This window comes from Halorubrum sp. BV1, from assembly GCF_000746205.1.
Taxonomy (GTDB): Archaea; Halobacteriota; Halobacteria; order Halobacteriales; family Haloferacaceae; genus Halorubrum.
The window spans coordinates 599,106-616,590 of sequence record NZ_JQKV01000001.1 but is presented as its reverse complement, the minus strand read 5'-3'; the positions used below and the strand labels follow the sequence as shown (position 1 = coordinate 616,590).

Below are 17,485 nucleotides of genomic sequence, written 5' to 3'. Positions count from 1 at the left end.
AACTACGGCGTGAGTAATCCGTCGGTTTATTCGACCTCGCTACGGAGTGGACGTAAACAACTCCGTTTCGAAATAATGTAGTATCAGTGCTCGCCGCCGGTCCCCCGCCGGTCCGAGTCGAGATCGATGTCGAGGTCGTCGAGCAGAGCCTCCGCCTCCTCGCGCTTCGCTTGGTGCTCTTCGAGGAACTCCCGCATCAGCTCTGCCGCCTGTTCCTTGCAGCCGCCACAGAGGCGTTCGCCGTTGACGCACTCGGAGTACACGGTCTTCGTCAGCCCATCGTCGTCGCCGGCGAGCAAGTAGGCGTACAGCTCGTAGACGGGACACTCGTCGGCCTCGCCGCCCTTTTCGCGCTGCTCGTCGGCCGTGTCGCGTCCGCCCGTCGCCGCCGCCTTCACCTTGTCGTAGCCGTCCTCGGGGTCGTCTAAAAGCGAGATGTGGCTCGCCGGGATAGAAGAGGACATCTTCCCGCCGGTGAGCCCGGTCATGAATCGATGATAGATCGAGGAGGGCTGCCGAAAGCCGAAGCCGCCAGTCTCGATCTCGACTTCCCGCGCCAGCGACTCGGCCTCGCTGCGAGTGAGACCGAAGGCGTCGACGTGCCCCTCGAAGACGCGCTTTTCACCGTCGACGGCCTCGATGAGCGCCTCGAACGCCTCGTCGGTGGCGTTTCGATCGAAGAAGCGGACTCGTGGACGGAGCGGTTCTTTCCCGCCAGCGCGAAGTTTGTCGAGCGCGCTCGGCTTCGCGTCGGCGAGGGGAGCGTCGTCGTCTCCGGATTCGGGCGGCTCGTACTCCGCGAGCCAGTCGGCGGCCTCCGCACACCGCACGTCGGTCTCCGCGTCGTCGACGTCGGCGGCGAGCGCGTCGTACGCCGCCCGCACGAGCCGTCGTTCGTCGTCGTCCAGCTCGAAACTCGCGAACGCCTCTGTCACCTTGAAGTACCGCACCCGGGTCGCCAGATCGCGAGTGAGCCGGACGTGCGGGTCCTGGTCGGGACCGACCGGGATCACCGTGGGTTTCGGCTCGTCGACGAGCTGGGGGTAGAGGATGTCGGCCGTCTGGGTCACGACGCTTTGCATGTGTGAGATGTTCGTCTCGCCGTCGAACCCGTAGATCGCCTCGAACTCGGAGAAGTTCGCCTTCGAGCCGAGTTCGAACCCCAAATCTTGGACCGCGCGGTTGTCGGACTGCCGGTAGAGTTCGCCCTCCTCGGCGTCGAAGCCGAGCGCCAAGAGCGACAGCAGATAGTTCCGGGCGTGCTCGTCGATCTCGTCCCACGACATCCCGCGCGCGGAGTGTGCCTCCAGATCCGCGATCAGCCCGAAGGCGTCCGCGCCCTGCCGTTGGTGCCAGATGATCTCGTCGAAGACGAGTTTGTGGCCGATGTGCGGATCACCCGTCGGCATGAACCCGGAAAGGGCCGCGAACGGCTCGTCGTTCGCCATCGCCTCCGCGACCGCGTCGTACTCGCGGTGGCCGAAGATGACGCCGCGTCGCATCAGGTAGTGCGGGTCGGTCACGTCGTCGGCGACGTCGTCGAACGCCTCGATGCCGAACTCCGCGAACAGGTCAGCGTAGTCGCCGACCGACGCCGACCCCCACGGGTCGAGCGCGACGTCCTCGCTCGGTTCGGCGTCCGCGCGCTCTGTCCCGCCGTCGCCGGGGGTGTCCTCGTCCATACGCCTCCTCCCGTCGGTCGATGCAAAAACCGTTCGCTTGCGCCCGTCGCGACGGACGCCGGTGGGGGCTCACGCGCGCAACGCGGCGATCCGAGCGGCGACCCGCACCGCCGTCGCCGCAGACACCACCCAGCCGCCGAACACGAGGAGGGCCGCGACGAGGAGCGTCCACTCACCGCCGGCAGTCCAGATCGCGGAGGCCGCCGCCGGGACGACGACATCCGAACCGAGCCCCACCGCGATCGCGTCCGACCCACCTGCCGTTTCGATCAGGCCATCTCCGTCTCCCAACACGGCGGCCGCGACCGCAGCGAGGCCGGCGGCTGGCGGGATCGACGCCCCGATCGCGACGACCGCGCCCGCCGCAGTTCGGACGAATCGACGCCGCCGACCGCCGCCGATCCGTCTCTCTCGCGGCCGCGAGCGATCGGACCGGCGCGACCGTCGCGGCCGGCTCCGGGGTCGCCGGTCGGTTGACTGCATCCGGTCGGTCGTCCGCTGTCGTCCGGGTGTTCGCCGCCGGCCGCGCGCCCGGCCTCGGCCGCGTGTTCGCCGCTGGCCGCGCGCCGACCGTCCGCCGATCTCTCGGTCCCGGTCGGCGCTTCGTTGGCGTCGCATACCCGGGGTGGCCGCGGCATCCCCCCTAAACAGATCCCCGGTGTGTCACGGTCCCCGACTCGGACCGGTGGCCGGCTCCGCGGCCTCCGGGGACACGCACCGCAGACCGCAGCGCGGTGTTTTTGTCGTCGTGCCGCGTAGCGAACGCGTGAGTTCTCGGACACCGAACTACCGGACACTCCGCCTCCTGTGCGCGAACGGTGCGGGCATGGTAGGGTTCCTGTCGGCGTACGCGCTCGGGCGAGACTTCGTGCTCGCGCTCGCGGCGGGTGGCGTCGTCGCCGCCATCGGCTACGCCGCCTCCAGCGCGGTGGTCACCTACGCGGGCGGATGACACTCGCGGGCAGCGATATGCGAACGATTATCATATTGAGTCCCGTGAGCACTATCGAATGACGGAACGAGAGGCGGGATCGTCAGCCGGCGCGGGGGCTGCGGCCGAAGCCCCGATCGACGTTCTCGTTGTTTCCGGAGACGACCGCGCCGCAGACGCGATCGCCACGGCGATCGTCCGGCGTAACGCCCGTGTCACGGCCACGGCGACGACGGACCGCGACGAGGTGCTCCGGACGCTGGATAGCGGAACGGTCGACTGCGTCGTCAGCGAACACGATCTTCCCGAGGGGCACGGTATCGACCTCCTCGAAGCGGTTCGCGACCGGCACGGCGATCTGCCGTTCGTCCTGTTCGTCAGGGACGGGTCGGGGACCGTCGCGAGCGAGGCCGTCTCTGCGGGCGTCGACGAGTACGTACCGAAGGAGGAGTTTTCGGACCCGTTTGCAACGCTCGTCTCTCGGATCGAAGACGCCGTCTCGCGGACCCGCGCGGAACGACGGCTCACCGACCACCTCGACCGGATGACCGACGCCTTCTGCGGGCTGGACGACGACTGGCGACTCACGTATCTCAACGACCACGCGATCGAACTCCTCGGTCGGGACGCAGACGACCTCCTCGGCCGGCGGATCTGGGACTGTTTCCCGGGACTCGAAGGGACGGCTCTCGAATCGGAACTCCGCTCCGCGATGGAGACTGGGGAGTCGACGACCTTCGAGTACCGCGCCGACCTGATCGACGCCGATCTCGAGATCGACGTATACCCCTCGCCGACCGGTCTGTCGGCGTACTTTCGAGATGTGACCGAGCGGAAAGCGCGCGAACGCGAGTTAGAAGAGCTGTCAGAGCGGCTCCAGCTCGCCGTCGAGGGTGCCGACGTGGCCGTCTGGGACTGGAACGTCCGCACCGGCGAGGTGCAGTTCGACGACCGCTGGGCGGCGATGCTCGGCTACGATCCCTCGGAGATAGCGTTCGATCTCTCGGAGTGGGAAGACCGCGTCCATCCCGACGACATCGACCGGGTGTGGGCGGCGTTACAAGCGCACTTCGACGGGGACACCGAGTACTACCAGTGCGACCACCGGATGCGATCGAAACAGGGCGACTGGCGGTGGATCCGCGACCGCGGGCGCGTCGTCGAGCGCGACGACGACGGCGAGCCGCTGCGCGCCGTCGGCATTCACATCGACGTGACCGAGGAGAAGGCGCGCGAGCGCGCGCTCGAACGCTACCGGCGGCTGCTCGACGAGCTACCCGAGAGCGTGTGTGAGTACGACGAACAGGGTCGCTTCTCGCTCGTGAACGATCACGTCGCATCGGAGTACGGCGTGTCGCCGGACGAACTCACCGGCGAGCCGAGCCTCCTCGTGGACCGCATCCGCGAGACGGCGGACGGCGACCCGTTCGACGAACTCGTCGCGGGCGACCGCGATCGACTCTCGGGAACGGTGGAACTCGACCTGCCGGACCAGCCGGGAACGATCGTGGACTACGAGCTGCAGCGGCTCCTCATCGACGGCGAGTTCGACGGCATCCTCAGTATCTCCCGCGATGTGACCACGGAGCGCCGCCGTCAACGGCGACTCGAACGCACCTCGGCGCGGCTGGAGGCGCTTTATGAGGGCTCTCCCGACATGATAGATATCCACGACGACGAGGGGCGGATCGTCGACGCGAACCGGGCGATGCTCACCGAACTCGGCTACGACCACGACGAGATCACCGAACTCGCGGTGTGGGACGTCGACGAGCAGATGAACCAGACGGAGGCGTTCGAGATCTGGGACGGGCTGGAGACCGGCGAGACGGTCCGGTTAGAGACGACGTTTCGCCGCGCCGACGACACGTCGCTGCCCGTCGAAGTCCACGTCCGTCGCATCGACGTGCAGGGGGAGTCGCGGTTCCTCGCCAGCAGCCGCGACATCTCCGAGCGGAAGGCGTACGAACAGCAGATCGAGCGCGAGAACGAGCGGCTTGACGAGTTCGCGAGCATTGTCTCCCACGACCTCAGAAACCCGCTCAACGTCCTCTCCGGATATCTGCACCTCGCCATGGAGACCGGCAACGACGACTACTACGAGCGGTGCGAGCGCGCGCTCGACGAGATGGAGCGCCTGATAGAGGACGTGCTCACGCTCGCGCGGCAGGGTGACGCGGTCGACGACGCGGAGCCGATCGACCTCGGCGAACTGGCGACCCGCTACGCCGCAGACGAGTTCGCGCCGATCGACGGCTCCGCCGACGGACCCGCGACAGACGGCGACTCCGGTACCGACGCCGACGTGTCGATAGACGTCACCGTCGAGGCCGACCAGACGCTGTTCGCGGACGCCGGTCGCCTCAAACGGCTCCTCGGCAACCTCCTGCGGAACGCGGCCGAACACGGCGGATCTCGCGTCGTCATCGGCGACCTCCCCGACGGTTTTTACGTCGAAGACGACGGTCCCGGCATTCCCGACGATCGTCGGGAGGCTGTCTTCGAGAGCGGCTACTCGACGTCGGGTGCGGGAACCGGATTTGGGCTCGCGATCGTCGAAAGCATCGCCGCGGCACACGGGTGGGAGGTGACGCTGACAACGTCTGCGTCGGGCGGCGCTCGGTTCGAGTTCACCGGCGTGGAGCGACCGTAGTTCGCGGCCGAAAAAGTGAGATACCGGATCGGAGCGCAACGCGGGTCTGCGCGATCAGCGGCCGACGCTCAGAACGCGTTCGGGTAGACGCTGACCTCCGCGTGAAGGTCCTCGCGGAGGGCGCTGTGGACGTGACAGATTCCCTCTGCGCGCTCGGCGATGTCGGCGGCCGTCTCCTCGTCGAGGTCGGCCTCGACGTGAACGTCGAAGGCGATGGCCTCCAGATCGTCGTCGTCGTCGAGGTCGGCGCTGGCGTCGATCTGTACCTTTCCGAGGTCGTCTTCGCCGCGCTGGCTGCCCCCGACGCGGAACGCGGGGAGGTAACAGGAGGCGTACGTCGCGATGAGCGCGGCGTTCGGGTTCGGTCCGGTCTCGTCGGTCGCGTCGATCTGTAGGTCGAAGTCGCCGACCTGGCTCGTGCAGGCGTACCCGTCCTCGGAGACGGTGGTGGTCTCGATGTCTGCCATAGTCGGGTTAGCGTTCGGTCGCGGCCGAATAAAGGTTGCCGACATCGGCACGGCGGGTGGTCCATCGCCGATCGGCACGGCGGGTGGTCCGCACCACGTCGCGCTCGCGTGGCTGCGCCAGCTCTGTCGTGGCGCTCTCGATTCCGGGAACGTCGAGCGTCGACCACGTCGAATCGAATCTCCGAGTCGCGCGGCTGGCGCTGACGGACGAGGACGTGATAGGGCTGAACGGGATCGATCCGCAGTAGAACGGATCCGCGTGGACTACTCGTCGAACGGGTTCGTCAGTTCGACCGTCTCCTCGCGGTCGGGACCGACGCCGACGGCGTACACCGGCGTGTCGATCTCGTCGGCGACGAAAGCGAGGTACTCGCGGGCCGCCGCGGGCAGCGCGTCGTATCCCGCCTCGGCGACCGCGCCCGAGTCGAACGGCTCCCAGGTGTCGAGCGTCTCGTAGACCGGCTCACATCGCTCCCACCGCTCGGTCGTGGTGGGGACGGTGTCCAGTTCGTCCCCGTCGATCTCGTAGGCCGTACACACTTTCAGCTCGTCGAGCCCGGCCAGCACGTCGACGTGGTTGACGGCGACGCCAGTGAACCCCGAGACGCGCGCGGCGTGCCGTAACATCGGGAGATCGAGCCAGCCGATCCGCCGCGGGCGACCGGTGACCGTCCCGAACTCGCCGCCCTTCTCACGGATGTCGTCGGCGAGCGCCTCTTCTTCGGCGTCGCCGTCGAGTTCGGTCGGGAGCGGCCCCGAGCCGACACGCGAGAGGTACGCCTTCACGATGCCGACGACTTCGCCGCCGCCGACGGTCGTGACCCCGAGCCCCGAGCCGACCGCGGCTCCACCAGCCGTCGGGTTCGAGGAGGTGACGAACGGGTAGTTGCCGTGGTCGACATCGATGTGCGTTCCCTGTGCGCCCTCGAAGAGGATGCGATCGCCGGCGTCGCTGCGGCGGTTGAGGTAATCCGAGCAGTTGACCGTCATCTCCTCGTTGGCGAGGCGCTCGCCGATACGGGTGAACTCCTCGTGGAGGGCGTCGACGTCGAACGCCTCGGCGCGGTCGTCCTCAGCCAGGTCGAGTCCGTACACGTCCTCGACGAGCGCGCGCTTCTGTGGCACGGCGTATTCGAGCTTCTCGCGGAGCACGTCGGGCGCGAGGAGGTCCGCGATCCGAATTCCCCGTCGGCCCGCCTTGTCCTCGTAGGTGGGGCCGATCCCGCGGCCGGTCGTACCGACCTCGTCGCCGGCGTCGTCGTCGGCTTTGACCTCCTCTTCGATCCCGTCGAGCACGCGGTGATACGGCATGATGACGTGCGCGCGGCGGGCGACCCGCACGTCGGGGTCGAGCCCGCGCTCGCGCAGGTCGTCTATCTCCGTGAACAGCGTGCGCGGATTGACGACACAGCCGTTTCCGAGGATGCCGACCGTGCCTCGGACCGCGCCGCTCGGTACGAGCGAAAGCTTGTACTCCGTGCCCCCTTCGACGACGGTGTGGCCGGCGTTGTCGCCGCCCTGATAACGGACTACGACGTCCGCGTCCCCTCCCCACCGGTCGACGAGCGCGCCCTTGCCCTCGTCACCCAGTTGGGAGCCGACGATGGTGAGTGTCATACGACCGCTGTGTTCCCTTCGGGGGGTAAAACCGATTACGGTCCGCGGACGAACGCATTGCACAACGGTGGATCACTAGTCACTGTCACCTCCAATTGTGTCCCCGTTTGTGCACGCCTGAGGCAGTGCATGTGACGTCAACGTCACGCGCCTCTCCCCTCTCGCCGAACCCCGCGACCGAACACGTTAACTCCCCCCACGTCAAAGCGTTGGATCGAGCGGTCCGCGGCGGCTCCCGACAGCAACTTTTAAACGGGGGCATGACAAGTTAACATGTGCCATGATAGATCGACTAGAGAAGGAGGTAGACATGCTGGAACGACACCTCCAGGTCCTGCGGATGGTCATCGAAAACGAACCGATCGGCATCGTGAAGATGTCGAACGAGACGGGCTACCCGCACCACAAGGTGCGCTACTCGCTCCGCGTGCTCGAAGAGGAGAACCTCATCGAACCGTCCAGTCAGGGCGCGATCACGACCGAGCGGACTCACGAGTTCGTCGACGAACTCGACGAGAAGCTCGACGAAACGGTCGAGAAGCTCGGCTCCATGCGGATCGACGACGCCGCCGAACTGGAAAACTGACCTGACTGCCGCGCGCTGTCTCGATTTCTGCGTCACCGCCGGCGTCTCCTTTCTCGTTCTCCGTCTCAGAGGTCGGGCACGGTCATGTGGAACCCGCCGTCGCGCGCCTCGACGAGACAGAGGTGGTAGCCGCGCTTGCGCGAGAGCTTCACGAAGCTCGCACGCTTCGACCGGCTGAACAGTCCGCCGCCGACGGCGTCGCTCGCCGTCTCCAGCGCGCCCGGCTCGAAGAAGCTCTCCGTCACCGCGAACGCCGCCGCGAACGAGTCGTTCGACTCCGCGATGTCCCGGCCGTTCGCCACGATCGACTCCAGGGTTCCCTCCGCGGTCGGGTCGCGACTGTCGTTGAGGTCGGCGACGAAAAGCGGGTTCCCCATCCGATCGCGTAAGACGAGGTCGAACGAGCGCTGTTCGCGGGTCTCTTCGCCGCCCTCCCGGACCGCGATCGACACCGACCCGCCGATCTCGGCGCGGTCGATCTCGGGAAGCGCGTCGTACAGGTCGCGAAGCACGCTCTGGCTGCCGGTCTCGATCACCTCGAACGGGAGATCCTCGACGAGCCACCGCGTGAATCCGTACTCGATCGTCTCCCGCAGGAACTCCTCGTACGGGCGTCCCTCGACGGCGAGTCCGTCGGTCTCGAAGCTCGTGTGGTGTTCGATCCGGAGGTTCTCCCTCAGGGCGTCTCGGTCCACTGCACCGTCGTGCGCGTCTTCGAGAGTCGCGCCGCCCTTGGAGTCGTATCGGACGAAGAGGTTCGTCCCCTTGCGCGCCTCGGCGGCCGACAAGCTCCGGTCGCTCTCTGGGAGCCGATCGCGTACGGACGACAGCTCCTCGCGGAGCCGGTCTCGCTCCTCGCGGAGCGTCGAGACCTCGGTTTCGAGCCTGTCGATCTCGGCGGCGAGGTCGTCGCGCTCACCCGCGATCTCGTCGCGCTCGGCGGCGAGCCTGTCGCGTTCCTCCGCCAGCGACTCACGCGCTTCCGTCGCCGTTTCGAGCGCGGCTTCGAGTTCCCGGATTCGCGCCGTGGCTCGTTCGGCCGTCGGTGCGTTCGCCCCCCGGCGTTCCGACTGCTGTGCCACCGCTGCGCCGTTCGGTCCGGATCGGTCCGTCGACCGGCGGTCGGCCGAGCGGCTCCGGTTCCCGTTCGTCTCGTCGGACTTCGCTCCGCGATCCGGCGGCGGACTCGCCTCGTCCGGGTCGAGTGCCGGGATCGACTTCTGCTCGCGCCACTGCTCTTCCTCCGAAAAGACGTCGTCGTCTGCGGGCGACGCCGGGCCGTCAGCCGGGGACGCCGATGCGTCGCCGGTGGTCTCCGCGCGCTCGGCGGACGCGCCTCGCGCCGGCGTGGACCCGTTATCCGGCTCCCGGCCGTCGAGCGCCGGTCCAGTCGCGCTCCGGTCCGATTCACGCGTTGACTCCGGGGGCGCGGCCGACGCGTCACTGGCCGTATCCGCGGCTCGTCTCGGCCCCGCACTGACGTGGTCGCGACCGTCCTCGTCGCCGTCGAGGCCATCGTCGCGCCCGTCCTCGTCGTCGCCGGAGCTATCGCCCCCGGTGTCGGCGTCGTCGTCCGCCTCGTCGGGGTCGAGCCCCGCGTCACCCGTCGGCTCGTCCGACGGATCGGCGACGACGGGATCGGGCGTCGCGTCTTCCGAGTCCGCCGGTGCGTCGTCGACCACCCCGGCGTCTCTCAGCGCGTCGTCCGCCGCGGTCGCCTCCGCGTCGCCCGCGGCCGGTTCAGCGTCGCCGACGGTCGTCTCCTCTTTGCTCCCGACCGACCCGGACGCCGTTACCTCGTCGGCCGACGCGCCGCCCGACGCGTCGCCGCCCGACGGCAGGTCGCGGACGTCGAGTTCGACCTCGTAGACGGTGTAGATACCGACCTCGTCGTCGGCCAGTTCGAACGCGTCGTCGCCGGTTTCGAGCCGACGCGAGTTGCCCACGTACGCCGCGGCCATCGACTCCCCGGCGGTGTACGTGACGTAGTAGTCGCCCGAGAGCACGTTCTCAGACAGCTCGACGTAGCCGGTGAACCCCCCCTGTGAGAGCTTGCGGTCGGCCTCCGAGAGCGACGTGTCGTTCGTGTAGTACTGCGCCCGCGGCTCGCCGCCCCGTTCCTGCATGGCGAACAGGACCGGAAGGACCTCGTGTGGGGCCTCGTAGACGGTCCCGGACGCGTCCGCGAACCCGTCGAGATCGCCGTCGGCGACGCCCACCACGCGCCCCTCGAACAGGAACAGCCACGCCATACCGTCGGTCGCCGCGCCGGAGAACTCCCCGTCGACGAGACGCGATAGCCCGGCGAACCCGTCCGAGAACTCGCGAGCGTCCCACTCGGTGATCTCCGATCTTCGCTGTGCGTCCATCTTGGGCGTACGTCGCCCGCTTTGACCCATATAGCTTCCGGACCGTGAGACACTCGTCTGACGCCCGGGAACGGGTGGATCGCGCCGCCGCTACGCGTCTTCGACGGCCGCGATCGCCTCGCGGCCGAGGTCGACCACGTCCGGCTGGAGGTCGCTCGCCGCAAGCTCCGCCGCGGTGTACCAGCGCCACTCGCCGGCGTCGACCTCGCCGTCGCTGCTGGGTGTTATCTCCCGCGAGTCGACGCGAGCGAAGTAGAGGTGGTCGACGTGTTGGTGTCCCACGGAGCCGCCCTCGTGTACGTTGATGTCGTGAAGCAACAGGTGTGCCGGTTCCGGGATCCCCCGGGTGTTGGGTCCCGTGACCGACGACTCGTCCGCGACTAGCTCCGCCGCGAGCCCCGTCTCTTCGCGCACCTCCCGCAGCGCAGCCTCGTGCGGCAGTTCGTCGCGGTCCACATGCCCGCCGGGCGGAAGGCGGATGCCGAGCCGATCGTGTGCGTGGAGCGCTGTCGCACCGCCGTTGACGACGTACGTCGTCGCCGTGAAGTGACGCGTGGTCTCCATACGCCCGCTTGGCCGGACGGCTCTTCGCGGTTTCGGTCGGACGCGTCGCTGATGAAGCGTCGAGACGCCCGAAATGCCGGGACGCCTGAAACGTCGAGGGGTGGGAAACGTCGGACCGCCTGAAACGCCCGAAAAGCGAGAAACGGCGAAGAGACGGCGAAGAGACGGCGGAGAGGAGCGCGTCGCGGTTCAGTTCAGCGCGACGCCGTCTTCGGCCTCAAGCAGTTCGTGGTAGCGGTTCCGGATGGTGACCTCGCTGATGTTCGCCACATCGCTGACGTCGCTTTGGGTCACCTTCTCGTTCACTAGGAGGGAAGCCGCGTAGACGGCGGCGGCCGCGAGGCCGACCGGCGATTTCCCCGAATGGATCCCCTCGGACTTCGCGGTTTCGAGGAGCGACCGGGCTCGGCGCTCGGCCTCGTCGGAGAGGCCGAGGTCGCTCGCGAACCGTGGGACGTAGCTACCGGGGTCTGCGGGCTGGATCTCCAGTTTCAGCTCGCGGACGACGTACCGGTACGTCCGGGCGATCTCGTCTTTCTCGACCCGCGAGACGGCGGCGATCTCGTCGAGGCTTCGCGGCGTCCCGGCCTGTCGGGCGGCGGCGTACAGCGACGCCGTCGAGACCCCTTCGATGGAGCGGCCGGGGAGCAGGTCCTCGTCGAGCGCGCGGCGGTAGATGACGCTCGCGGTTTCACGGACGTTGTCGGGGAGGCCGAGCGCGCTCGCCATGCGGTCGATCTCGCCGAGCGCCTGTTTGAGGTTGCGCTCTTTCGAGTCGCGGGTGCGGAACCGCTCGTTCCACGTGCGGAGCCGCTGCATCTTCTCGCGCTGTCGGCTCGACAGCGACTTCCCGTAGGCGTCTTTGTCCTGCCAGCCGATGTTCGTCGAGAGCCCCTTGTCGTGCATCATGTTCGTCGTCGGGGCTCCGACCCGCGACTTGCTGTCCTTCTCTTTGGAGTCGAACGCGCGCCACTCCGGCCCGCGGTCGATCTCGTCTTCTTCGACGACGAGCCCGCAATCGACGCACACCGTCTCGCCGTGTTCCGTGTCGGTCGCGAGCTGGCCGCCACACTCCGGACAGCGTAGCTCTTCGTCGGCCGATTCGGTTTCCGACTCGTCGCGTACCTGCTCCGCCGTATACGTTCGAACGTTTTCGCTCATTGGGTTGGTAAGTGGAGGGAACGAGGGGACCGAGAGACGCGTCTCGGTTAGGTGTCCTCACACGCGGATACGGACTCGACACATTTAACTCTTCGCCCGAGATACCACGGGCGATAATACGCCGCAGAACACGCTGTACGTCTCGTTTGTCCGATTTCTTGTGCACTACAGAGTCGCCGTCTCGCTGGCCGCTGACCTCGCTGAGAGAACCGCGGTGTGATATAAATAGGTTTCGCGGAGCGGTGCAGCGTTTCGGTCCCTTCGGCGGGGCAACCGATTTGGCGGTCGGACGAACAAAGACGGTATGAACCGCACGCGACTCGACGCTCGTCTCGCCGACCTCGACACCGACGGGTACCTCCTCGACGCCGATCAGGACGACGCCAATCAGCTGTACCTCTCCGGCTTCACCGGACCCGACCCGTTCTTGACGCTGTACGCCGACGGCAACGTCCACCTGCTCGTCTCCGGGCTGGAGTACGGCCGCGCGCGGTCCGAGTCGGCGGCCGACACGGTCGAGCGCCATGCCGACTACGACTACGAGTACGGCGGCCGCGAGGCGCGTCTCGACATGTACGCCGCCTTCGTCCGCGACAAGGGTGTGGAGTCAGTGTCGATGCCGTCGCGCGCGCCCCTCGGCACCGCGGACGCGCTCCGCGAGCGCGGGATCGACGTCGCCGTCGACGGCGACGACCGCCTCGGCGACGTCCGCGCGGTGAAGACCGACGACGAGATAGCGGCGATCCGCGAGGCGCAGCGCGCCAACGAGGCCGCGATGCGAGCCGCCGAGGACCTCCTCGCCGCGGCCGACGTGGCGGGCGGCGGGAACGGCTCGGTCGGTTCCGACGGCGCGCGGGATGCCGCCGATGTCGACCCCGGCACGCTCCTCCACGAGGGCGAACCGCTCACGAGCGAGCGCGTCGCCGAGGAGATCGAGGTCACCCTGTTGCGCCACGGCTGCGCGCTCGACGAGACGATCGTCGCCGGCGGCGCGCAGGCCGCGGACCCCCACGACCGCGGCTCCGGTCCGCTCCGCGCGAACGAGGCGATCATCGTCGACATCTTCCCGCGCTCGAAGGCGACGAAGTACAACGCCGACATGACCCGGACGTTCTGCGTCGGCGAGCCGCCGGCCGCGCTCCGCGAGTGGTACGACCTTACCGAGCGCGCGCTCTCGGCCGCGCTCGACGCCGTCGAACCGGGCGTCACCGGCGAGGACGTGCACGCCGCGGCCTGCGAGGTGTACGAGGCGGCCGGCGAGCCGACGTTCCGAACCGACCCCGAGACGGAGACGGGGTTCATCCACTCGACGGGCCACGGGATCGGCCTCGACGTTCACGAGTCGCCCCGGCTCGCAAGCGGCGGCGACGAACTGGAGCCGGGCCATGTGATAACCGTCGAACCCGGTCTCTACGACCCCGACGTGGGCGGCGTCCGGATCGAGGACCTTGTCGTCGTCACCGAGGACGGCTACGAGAACTGCACCGACTACCCGGTCGAGTTCGTCGTCTAGTCGCCCAGTCGCACGGTTCGGCGTCCGGGGCGTCGTCCGAGTCGTCGGACCGGCCGCGCCGTCCCGGCCGGCTCGGACCGCCGCAAAACGACCGCTCCGGCGTCCACGGAAAGGCGGATCTGGCGGCCGCGATCGGAACCGGCTTTCGGCGGGGCGTCCCACGTCGACCGTGAACTGGCGGTACAAGCACACGGCGCTCGCGCTCTGTACGCTCGCGTTCACCGCGACGATGGTCGCCCGTCTCGTCATCAGCCCGCTCGTCCCGGCGATCACGACGCGGTTCGGCGTGACGAACGCGACCGTCGGGCTCGCGCTCTCCGGGATGTGGCTCGCGTACGCGCTCGCGCAGTTCCCGTCTGGGCTCCTCGGCGACCGGTACGGCGAGCGGCGGGTCATCCTGACGGCCGTCGGTGCCACCGCCGTCGCCTCGGTGCTCATCGCGGTCGCGCCGACGATCCACGTCTTCGCACTGTTCACGGTGGCGCTCGGCGCGGGCGCGGGACTCCACTACTCGGTAGCGACCACGTTCCTCACGCGGCAGTTCGACGATATCGGGCGCGCCATCGGCGTCCACGTCGCCGGCGGGCCGATAGCCGGCCTGGCCGCGCCGCCGCTCGCCGCGCTCGTCGGGTCGCGGTACGGGTGGCGCGCTGGCATCCTCCTCGGAACCGCCGTCGCCGTGCCCGTCTTCGCGCTGTTTGCGTGGCGGGTGCGTCCCACGTCGCCGGTCAACCCGAACCAGCCCGTCAGCGACCGACTCGCGCTCGGTCCCCTCCGCGAACTTCTCTCGCGGCCGTCGATACGGTACACCACCGCACTCGCGACGATGGGCGCGTTTTCGTGGCAGGCCACCGCCTCCTTCCTCCCGACGTTCCTCGAAGTCGGCAGCGGGCTGTCGACGGCGCTGTCCGCGCTTTTGTTCTCGCTGTACTTCGTCGTCCACGGTAGCACGCAGCCGGTGACGGGATCGCTGTCCGACTGGATCGGTCGCGACGCGACCGCGATGATAACGATGGGGTCCGGCGTCGTCGGCTACGGACTGCTCGTCGCGACCGCGCGCTTCGATCTCGGCCTCGCGCCGACGGTCGCCGCCGTCGGCTTCGTCGGCGTCGCGATGTCGTGGGGCGCCCCGGTCCAGTCGCGGTTCATGGACCTGCTCTCGGACACCGAACGCGGCGCGGGGTTCGGACTCGTCAGAACCGTTTACATGACGCTCGGCGCGTCCGGAAGCGTCGTCGTCGGCTACGTCTCAGACACCGTGGGATGGGCACCCGCGTTCGGCCTGCTCGCCGGCGTGATGGCGCTCGCACTGAGCGCGCTGGTAGCGAACCGGCTGCTCGGCGGGCGGTTCTAATCCGAAAACAGCGCTGCGGAGGCCGGTGGCGCTAGAGCGTGTCGTCTTCGAGACTGCCGGGGTCCTGTGCGGTGTCGAACATGTTGTTCTCCGCGCCGTCGAGCATCTCGTCGCGGGGGTCGTCGTCGACGACGCTCACGTTGTACGCCTCGATCCCGGAGGCGATGAGGTCCTCCGCGGCCTGCTCTTCGGAGACGAACTCCTGTTCTGCGAGCTGTTGGAACTCCGCGTAGACGTCGTCGGAGAGGTTGAGTTCGAAGGTGGGCATACCCCCCGTTCCGGCCGGACCCTTTTAAATATTCCCTCGCCGGTGACGGCGACCGCTCACAGGTCGCGCCACGCGCCGAGGAACCGCTGGACGGCGGTCAGGTGCCCCACCGCGGCGAACAGCGCGAGGAGGAGCCCGACGACAGAGGTGCCGGCGACGACGGGCGCGGCGTAGACGGCGGCGACGAGGCCGACGATACCCATCAGCGCAAGGCGGTCGGCGCGGCCGAGCAGCCCGCCGTACTCGCGGCCGATGCCGACCGCCTGTATCTGCGTTCCCATGTACGAGGTCATTAACACGCCGGTCACGGCGAGGAAGCCGAGCGCGTAGGCGTCGACGCCCGCGGTGAACCCCGCGATGATCGCGATATCGGCGTACCGGTCGAGCACGTGGTCGAGGAGGTCGCCGCCGTCGGAGGCGACGTCGAGCCGGCGCGCGAGCGCGCCGTCGACGAGGTCGAGCCACCCGTTGAGGAAGACGCAGGCGGCACCGACGACGTAGAACGTCGCCGTGCCGACCGCGAACGCGCCGCCGGCGGCGACCGCCACGCCGAACGCGACGACGCTCACCTGATCGGGAGAGAGCCCGAGCTTCGCGGCCGCCGTCACCCAGGGACCGAGCAGGCGGTCCGCGACGGAGCGGTACTTATCGAGCGTCATCCGTCCGTCCGACTCTCGCCGTCCCCCATGTACTCGATGAAATCGACGGTGCCGGCGCTCGGCTCGCGCTCTCCGTCGATCACCGCGCGGACCGCCGCGGCGACCGACTCCGGATCGGCGTCGGTCACGTCGACCTCGTAGACGTTCTCGATACCGTGTTCGGCGATCGCCTCCGTGAGAACCACGTCGAGCGCCTCGCTCTCCGCATTTTCCTCGGCGGTCGCCGGCGGCTCGCCGCGCTCGCGGAGCCGCCGCTCGATCGTTTCGGGATGACAGCGTAACACGACGACTCGGTCGGCGTCGAACCGGTGTGCCAGGTGCGAGTCGAGGACGCCGGACCAGTCGCCGAGGCGCTCGCGGACCGCCTCGATGTCAGCGACGAGCGTGTCGCGGTCGGCGTCGCGCTCGGTCCACAGGTCGTCGTCGTTCTTTATCAGTTCGTTGAGGTGGATCACGTCGTACTCGTCTTCGAGCAGCGCCGTCGCCGTCGACTTCCCGACCCCGGGCGTTCCGGTGACGGCGACGCGGTCGGCTCCGTCGGTTCCCTCCGTGTCACCCGTCACGCGCGAACACCGAGGTCGAGGTCGGCGAGGACTCGGTTGAGCGTCTCGACCGCCTCCCGCGTCTCGTCGCGAGTGCCCGTCGAGATCCGGACGTGTTCGGGGAGTCCAAAGGAGGTGCAATCGCGGATGATCACGCCGCGGTCCTGTGCCGCGTCCGCGACGCGCTCTGCGTCGCCGACGCGCGCGAGTACGAAGTTCCCGGCGGACTCGACCGTCGGCGCGTCGAGTTCGTCCGCGATGTGGCTGCGCGCCCACCGCGCCGTCTCGACCGCCTCCGCGACGTGGTTCTCGTCGTCGAGCGCGGCGAGCGCGGCCCGACACGCCAGCTCGTTCGCGGCGAACGGCGTGTTGACGCGAGCGTACGCCGCGCCCCACTCCTCGGGGACGACGGAGTACCCGATCCGCAGCCCGGCGAGCCCGTACGCCTTCGAGAACGTGCGGAGGACGGCCACGTCGTCGCGCTCGTCGACGAGCGGGATCGCGCTGTCGACCTCGGCGAACTCCCCGTACGCCTCGTCGACGACGACGAGCGTCTCCGGCGCGGTCGCGTCCGCGACGGTCTCTATCGCCGCGAGCGGCATCGTCGAGCCCGTGGGATTGTGCGGCGAGGTGACGTAGACGATCCGCTCGCCGCCGTACGCGGAGAGGACAGTCTCCGCGTCCTGTGTGAACCCGTCTGCCGGATCCAGTTCGTACTCCGCGACCTCGCCGTGGTGGTACCGCGCGGACATCGCGTAGTAGGCGAAGCCGGGACTCGGGACGAGCACCTCGTCGCCGGGTGACAGCGTCGCCCGCGAGAGGTAATCGATAGAGCCGTCCGCGCCCGGCGAGACCCACACCTGTTCAGCCGTGACGTCCCACTTCTCGGCGAGCTTCTCGGTCAGGTCCGTGTGCGAGGACTTGGGGTACTGGTGAACCCGGTCGGCGTGCTCACGGATCGCCTCGACGGCCGCCGGGCTCGGTCCGTGGGGGTTCTCGTTCGAAGAGAGTTTGATAAGCTCGTCGGGGTCGAGGCCGCGGTCGCGGGCCACCTCCTCGACGCCCCGGCCGGGCACGTACGGCGAGTGATCGGAGAGATCCCGTGGGTGCATGGGGACG

16 protein-coding genes and 1 pseudogene are annotated in these 17,485 nt (G+C 68.6%); 6 read left to right on the top strand and 11 right to left on the bottom strand.

What is annotated here, in order from left to right; translation table 11 throughout:
• Window positions 1–83: 83 nt before the first annotated feature.
• Together EP28_RS02995 and EP28_RS02990 are read right to left on the bottom strand one after the other, a co-directional pair.
• Window positions 84–1,682 (bottom strand): tryptophan--tRNA ligase, encoded by a 1,599-nt coding sequence (locus EP28_RS02995; protein WP_049982513.1) that lies wholly within the window; start codon window positions 1,680–1,682, stop codon window positions 84–86.
• A gap of 69 nt (window positions 1,683–1,751) precedes the next feature.
• The gene (locus EP28_RS02990; protein WP_155118421.1) at window positions 1,752–2,165 is read right to left on the bottom strand and encodes a hypothetical protein; all 414 of its coding nucleotides are present in this window, start codon (window positions 2,163–2,165) and stop codon (window positions 1,752–1,754) included.
• Window positions 2,166–2,448: 283 nt separating this feature from the next.
• Here EP28_RS02990 and EP28_RS02985 point away from each other — a divergent pair, with 283 nt between their 5' ends.
• The gene (locus tag EP28_RS02985; protein WP_049982511.1) at window positions 2,449–2,634 is read left to right on the top strand and encodes a hypothetical protein; all 186 of its coding nucleotides are present in this window, start codon (window positions 2,449–2,451) and stop codon (window positions 2,632–2,634) included.
• A gap of 58 nt (window positions 2,635–2,692) precedes the next feature.
• A complete protein-coding gene (locus EP28_RS02980) occupies window positions 2,693–5,266 on the top strand; it encodes a PAS domain S-box protein (RefSeq protein WP_049982510.1) in 2,574 nt (857 codons plus the stop codon).
• Between the two features lie 68 nt (window positions 5,267–5,334).
• Here the strand turns inward: EP28_RS02980 and EP28_RS02975 are convergent, their stop codons facing one another.
• Window positions 5,335–5,733 (bottom strand): OsmC family protein, encoded by a 399-nt coding sequence (locus tag EP28_RS02975; RefSeq protein ID WP_049982509.1) that lies wholly within the window; start codon window positions 5,731–5,733, stop codon window positions 5,335–5,337.
• Between the two features lie 88 nt (window positions 5,734–5,821).
• On the opposite strand from EP28_RS02975, the pseudogene EP28_RS14040 reads away from it, so the two are divergent.
• Window positions 5,822–5,981: pseudogene (locus tag EP28_RS14040) on the top strand (aldo/keto reductase); the annotation flags it as partial.
• 16 nt (window positions 5,982–5,997) lie between these two features.
• On the opposite strand, the gene EP28_RS02970 reads toward EP28_RS14040, so the two are convergent.
• A complete protein-coding gene (locus EP28_RS02970) occupies window positions 5,998–7,350 on the bottom strand; it encodes an adenylosuccinate synthase (RefSeq protein WP_049982508.1) in 1,353 nt (450 codons plus the stop codon).
• Between the two features lie 280 nt (window positions 7,351–7,630).
• On the opposite strand from EP28_RS02970, the gene EP28_RS02965 reads away from it, so the two are divergent.
• Window positions 7,631–7,936 (top strand): hypothetical protein, encoded by a 306-nt coding sequence (locus EP28_RS02965; protein WP_004595838.1) that lies wholly within the window; start codon window positions 7,631–7,633, stop codon window positions 7,934–7,936.
• Window positions 7,937–8,001: 65 nt separating this feature from the next.
• Here the strand turns inward: EP28_RS02965 and EP28_RS02960 are convergent, their stop codons facing one another.
• The 3 genes from EP28_RS02960 to EP28_RS02950 form a co-directional block, all read right to left on the bottom strand.
• The gene (locus EP28_RS02960; RefSeq protein ID WP_049982507.1) at window positions 8,002–10,305 is read right to left on the bottom strand and encodes a DUF7527 domain-containing protein; all 2,304 of its coding nucleotides are present in this window, start codon (window positions 10,303–10,305) and stop codon (window positions 8,002–8,004) included.
• 90 nt (window positions 10,306–10,395) lie between these two features.
• Window positions 10,396–10,869, bottom strand: coding sequence for an NUDIX hydrolase (locus EP28_RS02955; protein WP_049982506.1), 474 nt, complete (start codon window positions 10,867–10,869; stop codon window positions 10,396–10,398).
• Between the two features lie 189 nt (window positions 10,870–11,058).
• On the bottom strand, window positions 11,059–12,030 hold the full coding sequence (locus EP28_RS02950; RefSeq protein WP_049982505.1) for a transcription initiation factor IIB: 972 nt from the start codon (window positions 12,028–12,030) through the stop codon (window positions 11,059–11,061).
• 304 nt (window positions 12,031–12,334) lie between these two features.
• On the opposite strand from EP28_RS02950, the gene EP28_RS02945 reads away from it, so the two are divergent.
• Window positions 12,335–13,543, top strand: a complete 1,209-nt coding sequence (locus EP28_RS02945; protein WP_049982504.1) for a M24 family metallopeptidase — start codon at window positions 12,335–12,337, stop codon at window positions 13,541–13,543.
• A 169-nt stretch (window positions 13,544–13,712) separates the two neighbouring features.
• The gene (locus EP28_RS02940; RefSeq protein ID WP_049982503.1) at window positions 13,713–14,897 is read left to right on the top strand and encodes an MFS transporter; all 1,185 of its coding nucleotides are present in this window, start codon (window positions 13,713–13,715) and stop codon (window positions 14,895–14,897) included.
• 31 nt (window positions 14,898–14,928) lie between these two features.
• Here the strand turns inward: EP28_RS02940 and EP28_RS02935 are convergent, their stop codons facing one another.
• The 4 genes from EP28_RS02935 to hisC are packed head-to-tail and all read right to left on the bottom strand — an operon-like array spanning window position 14,929 to window position 17,478.
• Window positions 14,929–15,165, bottom strand: a complete 237-nt coding sequence (locus EP28_RS02935; RefSeq protein WP_049982502.1) for a DUF7120 family protein — start codon at window positions 15,163–15,165, stop codon at window positions 14,929–14,931.
• A gap of 56 nt (window positions 15,166–15,221) precedes the next feature.
• Window positions 15,222–15,824, bottom strand: a complete 603-nt coding sequence (locus tag EP28_RS02930) for a CDP-alcohol phosphatidyltransferase family protein (RefSeq protein ID WP_049982501.1) — start codon at window positions 15,822–15,824, stop codon at window positions 15,222–15,224.
• The gene (locus EP28_RS02925; protein WP_049982500.1) at window positions 15,821–16,387 is read right to left on the bottom strand and encodes an adenylate kinase family protein; all 567 of its coding nucleotides are present in this window, start codon (window positions 16,385–16,387) and stop codon (window positions 15,821–15,823) included. Before EP28_RS02925 ends, EP28_RS02930 begins: the two co-directional genes overlap by 4 nt.
• A complete protein-coding gene (gene hisC / locus EP28_RS02920; RefSeq protein ID WP_049982499.1) occupies window positions 16,384–17,478 on the bottom strand; it encodes a histidinol-phosphate transaminase in 1,095 nt (364 codons plus the stop codon). The genes EP28_RS02925 and hisC overlap by 4 nt, the downstream gene beginning before the upstream one ends.
• Between the last annotated feature and the right edge of the window lie 7 nt (window positions 17,479–17,485).

What these genes read in the sequence shown, in the direction of transcription:
- EP28_RS02965 (WP_004595838.1), top strand. Translation starts at nt 7,631, where the DNA reads ATGATAGATCGACTAGAGAAGGAGGTAGACATGCTGGAACGACACCTC.
- EP28_RS02980 (WP_049982510.1), top strand. Translation starts at nt 2,693, where the DNA reads ATGACGGAACGAGAGGCGGGATCGTCAGCCGGCGCGGGGGCTGCGGCC.
- EP28_RS02990 (WP_155118421.1), bottom strand. Translation starts at nt 2,165, where the DNA reads ATGCAGTCAACCGACCGGCGACCCCGGAGCCGGCCGCGACGGTCGCGC.
- EP28_RS02935 (WP_049982502.1), bottom strand. Translation starts at nt 15,165, where the DNA reads ATGCCCACCTTCGAACTCAACCTCTCCGACGACGTCTACGCGGAGTTC.
- hisC (WP_049982499.1), bottom strand. Translation starts at nt 17,478, where the DNA reads ATGCACCCACGGGATCTCTCCGATCACTCGCCGTACGTGCCCGGCCGG.
- EP28_RS02945 (WP_049982504.1), top strand. Translation starts at nt 12,335, where the DNA reads ATGAACCGCACGCGACTCGACGCTCGTCTCGCCGACCTCGACACCGAC.
- EP28_RS02950 (WP_049982505.1), bottom strand. Translation starts at nt 12,030, where the DNA reads ATGAGCGAAAACGTTCGAACGTATACGGCGGAGCAGGTACGCGACGAG.
- EP28_RS02970 (WP_049982508.1), bottom strand. Translation starts at nt 7,350, where the DNA reads ATGACACTCACCATCGTCGGCTCCCAACTGGGTGACGAGGGCAAGGGC.
- EP28_RS02995 (WP_049982513.1), bottom strand. Translation starts at nt 1,682, where the DNA reads ATGGACGAGGACACCCCCGGCGACGGCGGGACAGAGCGCGCGGACGCC.
- EP28_RS02960 (WP_049982507.1), bottom strand. Translation starts at nt 10,305, where the DNA reads ATGGACGCACAGCGAAGATCGGAGATCACCGAGTGGGACGCTCGCGAG.
- EP28_RS02930 (WP_049982501.1), bottom strand. Translation starts at nt 15,824, where the DNA reads ATGACGCTCGATAAGTACCGCTCCGTCGCGGACCGCCTGCTCGGTCCC.
- EP28_RS02955 (WP_049982506.1), bottom strand. Translation starts at nt 10,869, where the DNA reads ATGGAGACCACGCGTCACTTCACGGCGACGACGTACGTCGTCAACGGC.
- EP28_RS02975 (WP_049982509.1), bottom strand. Translation starts at nt 5,733, where the DNA reads ATGGCAGACATCGAGACCACCACCGTCTCCGAGGACGGGTACGCCTGC.